General features: G+C 71.8%; 12 protein-coding genes and 1 pseudogene. 9 read left to right on the top strand and 4 right to left on the bottom strand.

Annotation, left to right across the window (positions count from 1 at the left end; genetic code table 11):
- The 3 genes and pseudogenes from E1211_RS25470 to E1211_RS25455 all read left to right on the top strand — a co-directional run.
- Positions 1-813, top strand: a pseudogene (locus E1211_RS25470) (transposase); the annotation flags it as partial.
- Between the two features lie 687 nt (positions 814-1,500).
- Positions 1,501-2,076, top strand: a complete 576-nt coding sequence (locus E1211_RS25460) for an NUDIX hydrolase (RefSeq protein ID WP_243709693.1) — start codon at positions 1,501-1,503, stop codon at positions 2,074-2,076.
- A 141-nt stretch (positions 2,077-2,217) separates the two neighbouring features.
- Complete coding sequence (locus tag E1211_RS25455) at positions 2,218-2,766, top strand: hypothetical protein (RefSeq protein WP_132351644.1); 549 nt, start codon at positions 2,218-2,220, stop codon at positions 2,764-2,766.
- A 17-nt stretch (positions 2,767-2,783) separates the two neighbouring features.
- Here the strand turns inward: E1211_RS25455 and E1211_RS25450 are convergent, their stop codons facing one another.
- Positions 2,784-3,272 carry a GNAT family N-acetyltransferase gene (locus tag E1211_RS25450; RefSeq protein WP_132351642.1) on the bottom strand — a complete coding sequence of 163 codons (489 nt, stop codon included), beginning with the start codon at positions 3,270-3,272 and terminating at the stop codon, positions 2,784-2,786.
- Positions 3,273-3,304: 32 nt separating this feature from the next.
- On the bottom strand, positions 3,305-4,255 hold the full coding sequence (locus E1211_RS25445) for a hypothetical protein (RefSeq protein WP_132351640.1): 951 nt from the start codon (positions 4,253-4,255) through the stop codon (positions 3,305-3,307).
- Positions 4,256-4,322: 67 nt separating this feature from the next.
- Between E1211_RS25445 and E1211_RS25440 the strand changes: the two genes are divergently transcribed.
- Complete coding sequence (locus tag E1211_RS25440; protein WP_132351638.1) at positions 4,323-5,204, top strand: LLM class flavin-dependent oxidoreductase; 882 nt, start codon at positions 4,323-4,325, stop codon at positions 5,202-5,204.
- Positions 5,205-5,213: 9 nt separating this feature from the next.
- On the opposite strand, the gene E1211_RS25435 is transcribed toward E1211_RS25440, so the two are convergent.
- On the bottom strand, positions 5,214-5,630 hold the full coding sequence (locus E1211_RS25435; protein ID WP_132351636.1) for an ASCH domain-containing protein: 417 nt from the start codon (positions 5,628-5,630) through the stop codon (positions 5,214-5,216).
- A 112-nt stretch (positions 5,631-5,742) separates the two neighbouring features.
- On the opposite strand from E1211_RS25435, the gene E1211_RS25430 reads away from it, so the two are divergent.
- Positions 5,743-6,300 (top strand): alpha/beta hydrolase, encoded by a 558-nt coding sequence (locus E1211_RS25430; RefSeq protein WP_243709692.1) that lies wholly within the window; start codon positions 5,743-5,745, stop codon positions 6,298-6,300.
- 92 nt (positions 6,301-6,392) lie between these two features.
- On the opposite strand, the gene E1211_RS25425 is transcribed toward E1211_RS25430, so the two are convergent.
- Positions 6,393-6,944 carry a phosphoribosyltransferase gene (locus tag E1211_RS25425; protein ID WP_132351634.1) on the bottom strand — a complete coding sequence of 184 codons (552 nt, stop codon included), beginning with the start codon at positions 6,942-6,944 and terminating at the stop codon, positions 6,393-6,395.
- 233 nt (positions 6,945-7,177) lie between these two features.
- Between E1211_RS25425 and E1211_RS25420 the strand changes: the two genes are divergently transcribed.
- The 4 genes from E1211_RS25420 to E1211_RS25405 all read left to right on the top strand — a co-directional run.
- Entirely contained in the window at positions 7,178-7,798 is a 621-nt protein-coding gene (locus E1211_RS25420) for a septal ring lytic transglycosylase RlpA family protein (protein ID WP_243709691.1), read from the top strand.
- Between the two features lie 100 nt (positions 7,799-7,898).
- Complete coding sequence (locus E1211_RS25415; RefSeq protein WP_132351630.1) at positions 7,899-9,053, top strand: PP2C family protein-serine/threonine phosphatase; 1,155 nt, start codon at positions 7,899-7,901, stop codon at positions 9,051-9,053.
- 163 nt (positions 9,054-9,216) lie between these two features.
- Positions 9,217-11,073, top strand: coding sequence for an acyl-CoA dehydrogenase (locus E1211_RS25410; RefSeq protein ID WP_132351648.1), 1,857 nt, complete (start codon positions 9,217-9,219; stop codon positions 11,071-11,073).
- 303 nt (positions 11,074-11,376) lie between these two features.
- Positions 11,377-11,612: DUF6458 family protein (locus E1211_RS25405; protein WP_132351628.1), on the top strand; the 236-nt coding region annotated here is incomplete at its 3' end.

The raw sequence follows: 11,612 nt of genomic DNA, 5'->3' as shown, positions 1-11,612 counted from the left end.
GCCCGGATGCGCTCGGACCGGGTCCTGCGCCGGGCTGTGCCGCCTCGGCAGCCGGGGGTAGTCGGCCGTCCACCCCGCCACGGCGGTGAGTTCGTCTTCGGTGATCCCGCCACCTGGGGTGAACCGGATGCGGCCACCATGACCAACACCCGCCTCTACGGCACGGCCTGGGCCCGGTCCTGGGACCGACTGCACCCCCGACTGACTCACCGGTCAGCCTGGATCGACGCCAACCGGGTCCTGCCGGTCATCGAGGGAACCGTCATCCGTCTGGAAGTCGAACACCTGCCCAGCGGCGCCACCCCAAAGCCGGTCTGGCTGTGGTGGTCCGCCGTCGACGCCACCAGCGAAGACGTCAATCGGCTCTGGCAGACGTTCCTGCGCCGCTTCGACATCGAGCACACGTTCCGCCTGTTCAAACAGACTCTCGGCTGGACCTGCCCGAAGATCCGAGCTCCGCAGGCCGCCGACCGATGGACCTGGCTGATCCTGGCCGCCTACACCCAACTCCGTCTGGCCCGCGCCCTCGCCGCCGACCTTCGCCGTCCGTGGGAGAAGCCCGCGCCCCCGCAGCGCCTGTCACCCGCCCGTGTCCGCCGAGGATTTCGGCACCTCCGCGAGAAGACCATCTGCCCAGCCAGCGCACCGAAACCCAGCCGACCAGGACCGGGACGCCCGCCCGGGCGCCGCAACAGCCACCCCACCCCACGCCACGACGTCCACACCGCTTCCGGCGCGACCAGCACCTCATCCGGCACGGCAAAAACGAAACCGAAGCCGTCCGGCACACCCCGCCCACGCCGAACAGGTTAAAAATCAAGTTAGGCACTCGATCTCCTCGTGGTGTCGTAGCGAGCGGCCAAGGACGGAGCTCGATCCGTGCCCGATACGGCGGTCAACATCGGCCAGCGGAGTCCGCCGCAGTGCTGGGCCGGGTTGCCCAGGCGTCCACGACCAGCCGGCACCAGGACCAGGGGCTGAGTGAGATCGGCCGGTGGTAGTGGACCGCATCGGCCACAGCGAGCAGGACAGCCGTCTGCGGGGCGGCGAACTCGCCGTGCGGTGCCGTGAAGGCTGAAGGCGAGGGTCGCGAGCACGTTGTCGAGCCGGTGGGCGAGGCGCTCGGGCAGTACCCGGCGGATCTTGGCGGCGGCCGTCTCACTCGCCGTACCGGCCGTGGTCATCAACCGGGTTCGACGACCCGCGAGCAGACCGAGCAGTACGGCGAGGGCTTCGTCGTCGCTGCCCAGAGCGCAAGAAACGGCGGGCCGTGCCTAGAACGTCGGCCGCCTGCGCGCGTAGCCGCGGCGACGAGCCCGGCCCAGAAGAGCACCTCGAGTGCGACCAGCACCACGACTACTGCTGTCTCAAGCATCGGACGCTCCGTAGCTCTCGTACCTCCGAGTCTATCGACGGTCGGGCCCCGACGCTCCGGGTCGAGCTCTCGTCGACCGCTGCCGGTGCTGACCGAGGATGCGGAGAGTTGGCACTATCCGCCGGGTGCGGGTACACGACGAGATCCGGGCGATGGTCGACGCGATCGTGCCCGTGGACGAGCTGGAGACGCAGCACCGCGCGGAGTGCCGGGCCTGGCTGGCCGGGACCGGGGACATCTTTCGCCGGGAGAAGCCGCGTACCCCGTCGCCGCACCTGGTGGCGTACTTCCTCGTGCGCGACGAGACGGACGGAACCGTCCTGCTCGTCGACCACCGCAAGGCCGGAATGTGGCTGCCCAGCGGCGGCCACGTCGAGCCCGGAGAGCACCCGGCCGAGACGGTACGCCGGGAGGTGCTGGAGGAGCTGGGGATCCCGGCGGTCTTCCACCCGCGCTTCGGGGAGCGGCCCGTCTTCCTCACCGTCAGCCGGACGGTCGGCCCGCCGGAGGACCAGCACGTCGACGTGAGCCTCTGGTTCGTGTTGAGCGGCGACCGTGGCCAGGAACTCGTCCCCGATTCCGCCGAGTTCCACGGCGTGCGGTGGTGGACGCCGCAGGAGGTGGCCGCCGCCGCCCCGGCGACCGTCGAACCCCACCTGGGCCGGATGCTCGGCAAGCTGGCGACTCTTCCGGTCCGGTAGGCGGCCACAGCTGTCCTCCGGCGACAGCTCAGGCGCGCCGCAGCCGGTCTCGGGCACGTCGAGTTCGGAACGATCCCGCGGTCGTGGCCCTGGTCGTCCGGGAGGTGACGGACGATTGCACCAGGACGGCAGGATGATCGCGTGCGTGCTCTGCTCACCCGGCTGAACACCCCGCCCTGGCGAGCGGTCGGCTGTGTCCTGTTGCTGGTGGTCGGCGGGCTCCTGCTCTGGCTGCCGATCCACACCCAGAACAAGCTCGACGAATGGGCCGTCGAACTGCGAGCCGGCGGAGAGCCGGCGCAGGCGATCATCTACGACCGGACCACGAAGGGTGGCGGCAAGACCACCATGTACTTCCGCTACGACCTCGGCAGCCGGACGTACGAGCAGGAGGTCCCCTGCGTCGAGGTCTGCCGGTCGTACGGCGACGAGGTGCGAATCTGGGTGAATCGCGCTGATCCGAGTGATTTCGTCACCGACTTCGAGCAGCTCAGTGGGCATCGTGGCCGGCTACAGGGCGTGCTGGGGGCGGTCGGTTTCGCCGTCCTGCTCCTGGGGGTGCTGCAGACGCTGTCCCGAGTTCCGTGGCGGCGCTGGTTCCCCGGGCGCAGGCCACCGCGGCGGGCCCGAACAGCCGTCGGCGGTGCGTTCACGAGCAGGTCCAAGCACAAGCGGCGCGCCGGACGTTGAGCGCGGAGGGCGTTCGGTCAGAACGTCAACTCGAGGACGTGCCGGATCCCGGGGCGGCCGCTCAGCACGACCTCACCGACGGGGGTGAAGCCGGTGCGGCGCAGCACCCCGAGCGAACCGACGTTGTCGAGGGCGGCCGAGGCGTAGAGCCGGCGCAGTCCGTATTTTTCCCGGGCCAGCGCGCAGACCCGGCGGACGGCGTCGGTGGCCACGCCGCGGCCGGTCACCCGTTCCGCCACCCGGAAGCCCAGGTCCGCGCTGCCGTCGGCGGAGACGTCGACCAGGTTGAAGCGACCCAGCACCGATCCGTCGGTGTCGACCAGGACGTGGAAGTGGTCCAGGCCGGCGGCCTGATTGGCGAGCAACTCGGCGTGCCGGGTGGCGAACCGCGTGAAGTAGTCGTCGCCCCGGTCCGGCACGGAGCGGGCGAAGAACGCCCGGTTGTCGCGCTCGAAGTCGAGCAGCGCGTCGGCGTGGCCGGCGGTCAGCCGCTGAAGTTCGGGCATCGCGCCAACCTAGCCGCCGGTCCGACCCCGCGTCACAGGGTTATCGCGCGAACTCCGCCGCCGGCGGTGGAGAGCGGATCGGCGTCGCGGCGGGGCACCGTGGCGAGCACCACCGCGAGGAGCGCGCAGCCCGCCCCGACTACGAAGAGGAGGGAGAGCGTGGGCTGACCGAGCCACTCCCAGAGCGGGTGCCACACCGGATGCGGCTCCTCCCGGTGGTGCCCGAGCAGCTGAGGCGCGGCGAGCAGCACCGGTGCCCACCAGAACAGCATGGTGATCGCGTAGAGGAGGAGCACGGCGTTGGGGGTCGGGTGCCGATGCTCTGTCCGCCGGCTCGCCCAGGCGAACACCAGCCAGCCGGCGGCGGCGCCGATCAGGCCGGCGGCGATGCCGGCGGGCAGTACGGCGGGCGGGGCGGTCCGGTACACGTTCACGGTGAGGTGCGTGCCGTCGATCGACGGGTTCGCGAGCCACCGGATGTCGAGGCCGGTGTCGTCGCGGCGCGCGACGAGGCTGACGTTGTCCGGCCCGCCGGTCGGTGTGCAGCCGCCACCGGCGCGGCAGGTCAGCTCCGGCGTGACGTGTGGCGGGAAGGTACGCCAGCCGGCCTGCTGGAGTCGGCGTCGGGCGAGCGCCACCATCTCCTGCTGACGTGCCGCCGGCGCCGTCCGGACGGTCGCGACGGTCGCGCCCTGCTGGTACTCGCCGCCGTCGAGGAAGAGCAGGGACTTGAGATTCCGGGGACGCAGCGGCCGGCTGTAGAAGGTGAACAGCGCGGACCCCGGATCGACCTCGTTGACCTCGTACCCCGGCAGCACCTCGGCGACGAGCGCGGTGGTCTCCGTGGCGTCCGGCAGCGGTCGAGCGGTGTGCCAGGCGCCCCAGGTAGCGAGTGCGGCGCTGAAGAGGCCGCAGATCACGGCCGTGAGCACCGCCCAGACGACGACGGTACGGCTCTCCGGCCGACCCAGGCGTGCGCGCATGTCGGACGGTATATCGATGATCAACATATGGTCAAGGGGGCGCTGGTCGCGGGGCTAGGCTGCGATCATGCGTATTGGCATCGTGATCCTTCCGGACCAGCGTTGGGCGCAGTCGCAGCGGCGCTGGCGGCAGGCGGACGAGTGGAACTTCGACCACGCGTGGACCTACGACCACCTGGGCTGGCGTGACCTGGTCGACGGCCCCTGGTTCGACTCGATGACCACGCTCACGGCGGCGGCGACGGTGACGTCCCGGATCAAGCTCGGAACGCTGGTGGCCTCGCCGAACTTCCGCCACCCGGCCGCATTCGCCCGACAGATCACCGCGCTGGACGACATCTCCGGCGGCCGTACGCTGCTCGGCGTCGGGTCCGGCGGCATCGGCTTCGACTCCGCGGTGCTGGGCGGGGAGACCCTGCCCCCGCGGCAGCGGGTCGACCGGTTCGCGGAGTTCGTCGAGCTGCTCGACCTGGTGCTGCGGGAGGACGGCACGACCTGGCGCGGCGAGTGGTTCTCCGCCGTGGACGCCCGGAACAACCCGGGCTGCGTGCAGACCCCCCGGGTGCCGTTCGTGGTGGCCGCGAACGGACCGCGCGCGATGCGGCTGGTGACCCGCTTCGGTCAGGGCTGGGTCACCACGGGTAGCGGTGGTGAGGACCTGGAGAGCTGGTGGGCCGGGGTCGCGGAGCTCTCGACCCGGCTGGACCGGGCGCTGGACGAGGCGGGCCGTGACCCGGCGACCATGGACCGCTACCTCTCGATGGACGCGGCCCCGGTCTTCTCGCTGAGCAGCGCGCAGTTCTTCGCCGATCAGGTCGGGCGCGCCGCGGAGCTGGGCTTCACCGACGTGGTGACGCACTGGCCGCGCGCCAGCAGCTGGTACGCGGGCGACGAGGATGTTCTGGTGGACGTCGCCACCCGGCTGCTGCCGGAGCTGCGTCGAGCCTGAGCCGACCCGTCAGGTGCCGATGACGCCGTCGTCGGTCGGCAGGAGGCGGAAGCGCAGGCAGACCACGTCGGTGTCGTCCGTGACCGGGGTGCCGAGCCGGGCCCAGTAGGCGGCGTGACCCGAGCGCCAGTCCTCGATCGAGGGGTCTCCCTCGCCCTCGGCGCGGGCGAAGTCCCAGCCGACGTCGGCGAAGCGGAGCACCTCGACGGCGGTGACCTGCACGAGGCCGACCAGGTGGTCGTCGTCGTCGACCAGCACCAGCCGCTCGCCGATCCGCTCCAGCTCCTCGCCCTCCTCGGCGTACTCGCTGAGCAGACCGGCCGTCGCCGTCTTCACGCCGGCGAGGACCAGACCGTTCAGGGTGCTCCGCAGCTCACCGGGGGTGCCGAGGGCGAGGGTGCGCAGGTCGCCGATCCGAGGCCACATTCTGCCGAGGCTAGGCGAGGCCGGTTCGCCGTGCCGCCGGTTTTCCCCGTGGGGCTCGGCGCTGGTCGCTCGCCGGCCTCCGGATCGTCGCGGTCGGGGCTACGGTGACGGAGTGGCAGTCGACGATGAGGAGGCGACCGTGGCGCAGCGACGTGCCGTTTTCATCCCCGGCATGGGTTACGACACCCGGGCGCCGTTGTTCGCGTACGCCGGGGAGTCGCTGCGCCGGGCCCGGTTCGACATCCACGAGATCAGCTGGGAGTACCCGGCCGGGCTCACCGACGAGCAGCGTGCGCCGTGGGTGGCGGAGCGCGTCCTGCCGGCCCTGACCGAGTCGACCGACCTCTTGGTGGGCAAGTCGCTCGGCAGCCTCGCCGCTCCGCTCGCCGCCGACCGGGCGCTGCCCGCGATCTGGCTCACCCCGCTGCTGCACCTGCCCGAGGTGGTCGACGCTCTGCGGCGGGCGGAGGCCCCGTTCCTGCTGGTCGGGGGCGCGGCGGACCGCACCTGGGACAGCGCGACGGCCCGCCGCCTGACTCCGCACCTGGTGGAGATCCCGGAGGCGGACCACTCGCTGATGTTGCCGGGGCCGCTGGTCCGCTCGGCCGAGGCGCTGGGCCGGACCTGCACCGCCATCGAGGAGTTCGTTCAGGTCATCTGGGCGGCGTAGCCGGCGGCGCGCGCCGGCCGACAACCCGGCAGCTGAGGCGGCGCGCTCGGCGTCGGCCCCGGTGTGACGCCGGCGACCGGCTCGACCGGGGGTCAGCCGTGCAGGTCGGCGCCCGAGACCAGTCCGCGTACGCGCAGCTCGGCGGCGGTCTCCGGGGTGCAGTCGACGGCGACGGCGGCGGTGCCGACGGGCTCCGCTCCGCGGGCCGCGCAGATGTCGTAGAGGGCGCGTACCTGCGCTCCGGTCGCCACCCAGTCGTCGACCACCAGCACCCGGTCGCCGGGGTTGAGGTGCCGCTCCCGGACGGCCAGGTCGACCCGGCGGCCCCGGAAGTCCGGCGGGCTCTGCGCCCAGGTCAGCGGCCCGGCCGGGAGTCGCCCGTCGCCCGGCTTGTGTGCCGGTAGGAAGCCGACCCCGAGCGCGGTGGCGGCCAACGGCCCGACGAGCAGGCCGGTCACCGCGGGCGCGAGTACCACGGTGGGACGGGCCGCGCGGAACGGCGCCACGAGGGCCGGCCCGAGTGCGGCCAGCACCGCCGGGTCCCGCCACCAGCCGGAGACGTCGCTGACCAGGTGCGTCGAGCCCGGCCCCGGGTCGATCCACCGGAACAGCTCGATCAGACGGTCCCTCAGCTCGGCGGGCATCTGCCCATCCTCCGGCAGGTGCCCGACCGGCGGCGGTCGGGGTCGGTGGCCGGGGGTCGGACCGGATCGGCCGCACCGGGGAAGGTCGGGCCGGGCGGTGGATCACGGGTCGGATGATCGGCTACACGTATGCCAGCAAATACGGGCATACCACCATGATCACGTTGACTTCGGAAGTACTTCTCTCGTTACGGTCCGACCCGGCTTGCTCAGCGGACGAAAGGACGGGGCTGGTGACTGGTAGGCACTCCCGTACCCGCAGGATCTCCTCACCGACCGGCATCGCGGCGACGGCGGCGCTCGGCGTCGCGCTCGCCGTCGGAGGCGTCGTCGGCGCCGTGCACCTGACCTCGGGTACCGACTCCCGGCCGGTCGCCATCGAGCTCACCCCCACCGCCGCGCCGACCAGCCCGGCGCCCAGCTCGCCGGCCGCGCCGCCGAGCCCCAGCAGCACCCCGAGCGCCACCGCCAGCCCGACGTCGACGCGCACCCAGGCGGCCTCCCGGGGCAAGGCGCGTACGGCCGCCCCGAAGCCGACGGCGAAGAAGAGCACGCCCGCTCCGAGCGTCGTGCAGAGCGGCTCCTGCGGCGCCTCCTTCTACTCGGACGGCCAGCTGACCGCGAACGGGGAGAACTTCAACCCGGACGCCCTGACCGCTGCGCACAAGACGCTGGCGTTCGGCACCAAGGTCCGGGTCACCAATCCGGAGAACGGGAAGTCCGTCGTCGTACGGATCAACGACCGCGGCCCCTTCGTCGACGGGCGCTGCCTCGACCTGTCCCGGGCCGCCTTCGCCGACATCGCCTCCCTCGACGTCGGCGCGATGACGGTCCGGTACGAGGTGCTCGGCTGAGCGGATGGTCGGCGGCGATACGGCCGACGACACGGTCCGGCCGGACAGAACCTGCTCGGACGACGGGCCAGGTTCATTCACCCGTTCACGGCGATCAGGCATGCTGTCCTTCGTACGTACGCATCCCTTCCAGTCGGGCCGCGGCCCGCTGAGCCCCGGATCCCGCGCCGGCCTCGGCGCGGCCGTCGTCCTGCTCGGGATCGTCTCCGCGGTGGAGCTGGCCGACGGCCGGGCGGCGCACTACATCGCGCTGATGGTGGCCGCGCCCTTCCTGGCCGCCGCGCTCGCGTCCTGGCGGGTGGTGCTCGGCGTCGGCGTCGCGGCCACCGCCATCGGGGCCACCTTCGCGGCCACTGCCATCGGCGCCGCCGACGCCGCCTGCGACAAGTCCGTCTCCCTGATCAACGGGGTGAACGTGGCCGGGATCGCGCTCGCCACCGGGATCGCGGCGGCGGTGGCCTCGGTGCGTCAACGGCAGGCCGAGCGGATCGCCGAGCTCTCCAAGCTCGCGGCGGTGGCCCAGCAGGCGGTGCTGCGCCCGCTCGGCCCGCAGGTCGGCACGTTGTCGGTCGCCGGGCGCTACATCTCGTCGACCGCCACGGCGGAGATCGGCGGCGACCTGTACGAGGCGCTCGACACCCCGTACGGCGTCCGCATGATCATCGGTGACGTACGCGGCAAGGGGCTGGACGCCGTCCGGCTGGCCAGCATCGTGCTGGGTTCGTACCGGCACGTGGCGTTCGAGCGGGCGGACCTGCGCGCCGTGGTCGCCGACCTGGACCGGGCGGTCGCCCGCAGCGTCGGTGACGAGGACTTCGTCACCGCCGCGCTCGTCGAGGAGCGCGGCGGGACGCTCACCATCGTCAACTGTGGGCATCCGCCGCCGCTGCTGCTCCGGCGGGGCGCGGTGATCCCGCTCGAACCGCCGGCGCCGGCGCCCCCGCTCGGTTTCATGCCGGCGGTACGACCGCGGGTCGAGCGGCTGGAGCCCGGGGACCGCCTGCTGCTCTTCACCGACGGGCTCGGTGAGGCGCGCCGCGACGGGGAGTTCTTCCCGACCGCCGACCGGGCGTGGCGGCTGCTGGGCCACGGCACCGTCGCCGACGGGCTCGCCTCGCTGGAGACGGCCCTGGTCGAGTGGGTGCACGGTCGCCTCGACGACGACATCGCGCTGGTCCTGATGGAGTACACGGGTGCGCGTACCGGGGCGAGCGCGGCCGTACCGAGCTGGGAGGTCGGCGCGGCCGAGAGCTGACGCGGCGGGCCCGGCGAACGGGTGCCCCTCCCCCCCGCCGGGGCGGGGATCGCGACTGTGTAATCGCCGTCACTTCGGTGATCGGCTTGTCGCTGTCTACTTACCGGTAATAGAGTCGGAGTTACTGATCGGTAACACCTGTCCGGAAGCGGGGCCAGTGAGCATGACCCACTACAAGAGCAACCTGCGGGACCTCGAGTTCAACCTCTTCGAGGTCTTCGGGGCGGACCGGGCGTTCGGCCAGGAGCCGTACTCCGAGCTCGACGCCGACACCGCACGCAGCATCCTCGCCGAGGTGGACCGCCTCGCCCGGGAGGACCTGGCCGCCAGCTACACGGACAGCGATCGCAACCCGCCGGTCTTCGACCCGGCCACTCACACCGCCCCCCTGCCGGAGTCGTTCAAGAAGTCCTACCGGGCCTTCATGGAGTCGGAGTTCTGGCGGCTCGACCTCCCGCCCGAGCTGGGCGGCACCAACGCGCCACGGGCCCTCTGGTGGGCGCTCGCCGAGCTGGTGCTCGGCTCCAACGCCCCGGTCTGGATGTACGCCTCCGGCCCCTCCTTCGCGCACGTGCTGCACGTCGAGGGGACCGAGCGGCAGAAGAAGTGGGCCAAGCTCTTCGTCGAGAAGCAGTGGGGCTCGACGATGGTCCTCACCGAGCCGGACGCCGGCTCGGACGTCGGCGCCGGGCGCACCCGGGCGATCCCGCAGCCGGACGGCTCGTGGCACATCGAGGGTGTCAAGCGCTTCATCACCTCGGGTGAACACGACCTGACCGACAACATCGTCCACTACGTACTGGCCCGTCCGGTCGGCGTCGAGGGCGTCGGCGGGCCGGGTACGAAGGGCCTCTCACTCTTCGTCGTGCCGAAGTACCACTTCGACGAGGAGACCGGCGAGCTGGGCGAGCGCAACGGCGTCTACGCCACCAACGTCGAGCACAAGATGGGCCTGAAGGTCTCCAACACCTGCGAGATGACCTTCGGCGAGCACGGCGTACCGGCCAAGGGCTGGCTGATGGGCGACAAGCACGAGGGCATCCGCCAGATGTTCATGATCATCGAGTACGCCCGGATGATGGTCGGCACCAAGGCGATCGCCACCCTCTCCACCGGCTACCTGAACGCCCTCGAGTACGCCAAGAACCGGGTCCAGGGCGCCGACCTCATCCGGCAGGCGGACAAGACCGCCCCCCGGGTGACCATCACCGACCACCCCGACGTACGCCGCTCGCTGCTGCTGCAGAAGTCCTACGTCGAGGGTCTGCGCGCGCTCGTCCTCTACACCGCGTCCTGGCAGGACCGGGTGGCCATCGCCGAGGCGGCCGGTGACGAGAAGGCCACCACCCTCGCCAAGCGGGTCAACGACCTGCTCCTGCCGCTGGTCAAGGGGGTCGGCTCGGAGCGGGCGTACGAGCTGCTCGGGCACGAGTCCCTGCAGACCTTCGGCGGCTCCGGTTTCCTCCAGGACTACCCGTTGGAGCAGTACGTCCGCGACTCGAAGATCGACACCCTCTACGAGGGGACCACGGCGATCCAGAGCCTCGACCTGGTCTTCCGGAAGATCGTCCGGGACAACGGCCGCGCCCTGGCGACCGTCGCCGGTGAGATCCAGGACTTCATCACCTCCGAGGGCGGCAACGGGCAGCTCAAGGAGGAGCGCCAGGCGCTGGGCAAGGCGCTCGCCGAGGTCCAGGCGATGCTCGGCGTCATGACCGGCTGGCTGGGTGAGGCGCAGGGCGGCGACGCCCGGGCCCTCTACAAGGTAGGGCTGAGCAGCCGGCGGTTCCTGCTGGCGATCGGCGACCTGGTCGTCGGCTGGCTGCTGCAGAAGCAGGCAGACGTGGCGCTGCGGGCGCTCAACGGTGAGCTCTCCGCCGCCGACCAGTCGTTCTACACCGGGAAGGTGGCCGCCGCGCGGTTCTTCGCCCGCGAGGTGCTGCCCCGCATCGGCGCTGACCGGCGGATCGTCGAGGGCGCCGATCTGGACATCATGGAGTTGCCGGAAGAGGTGTTCTGAGGCGTACCTCCGGGCACGCAACGGACGGCCGCAGCTTCCGCGGCGATGACCGGCACGACGGCCGGCGGGGGACGATCCCGCCGGCCGTCGGCGTCCGGTGAGTGGATGGGCCCTGCCGTCCGGTTCGCGCCCGTCGGGTAGGGATCCGGGTGCACGGCGCGGCACCGACGGACGGCGGCCGGGTGCCGGGGCTCGCCAGGCATTCGGCGATCCCGGCCGGGTAGCCCACCGTCGTGGCGGGTAACCGTCCCGGGACCACGTCGGAACACGCCCGAACCCATCGCACGGGGGAGTCCAGCGGACATGGGCATTGGTAGCGGCATCTTCCTGATCGCGGTCGGCGCGATCCTGACCTTCGCCATCAGAGCCAACGTCTGGTGGGTCGACCTGCGCGCGGTCGGTTGGGTGTTCATCCTGGCCGGGCTGACCGTCCTGCTCACCACGCTCTGGTACTGGCAGGATCGGCGCAAGCGGGCACGAACCCTCATCGTCGAGGAGAACCGGCTCTCCCATCCCACCGCGATGATGCCGCCGCCTCC

Source organism: Micromonospora sp. 15K316 (assembly GCF_004348525.1).
Lineage (GTDB): Bacteria > Actinomycetota > Actinomycetes > Mycobacteriales > Micromonosporaceae > Micromonospora.
This window is presented reverse-complemented; position numbering and strand designations above follow the sequence as displayed.

What these genes read in the sequence shown, in the direction of transcription:
- E1211_RS25435 (WP_132351636.1), bottom strand. Translation starts at nt 5,630, where the DNA reads ATGTGGCCTCGGATCGGCGACCTGCGCACCCTCGCCCTCGGCACCCCC.
- E1211_RS25450 (WP_132351642.1), bottom strand. Translation starts at nt 3,272, where the DNA reads ATGCCCGAACTTCAGCGGCTGACCGCCGGCCACGCCGACGCGCTGCTC.
- E1211_RS25425 (WP_132351634.1), bottom strand. Translation starts at nt 6,944, where the DNA reads ATGCCCGCCGAGCTGAGGGACCGTCTGATCGAGCTGTTCCGGTGGATC.
- E1211_RS25410 (WP_132351648.1), top strand. Translation starts at nt 9,217, where the DNA reads ATGACCCACTACAAGAGCAACCTGCGGGACCTCGAGTTCAACCTCTTC.
- E1211_RS25415 (WP_132351630.1), top strand. Translation starts at nt 7,899, where the DNA reads ATGCTGTCCTTCGTACGTACGCATCCCTTCCAGTCGGGCCGCGGCCCG.
- E1211_RS25440 (WP_132351638.1), top strand. Translation starts at nt 4,323, where the DNA reads ATGCGTATTGGCATCGTGATCCTTCCGGACCAGCGTTGGGCGCAGTCG.
- E1211_RS25445 (WP_132351640.1), bottom strand. Translation starts at nt 4,255, where the DNA reads ATGCGCGCACGCCTGGGTCGGCCGGAGAGCCGTACCGTCGTCGTCTGG.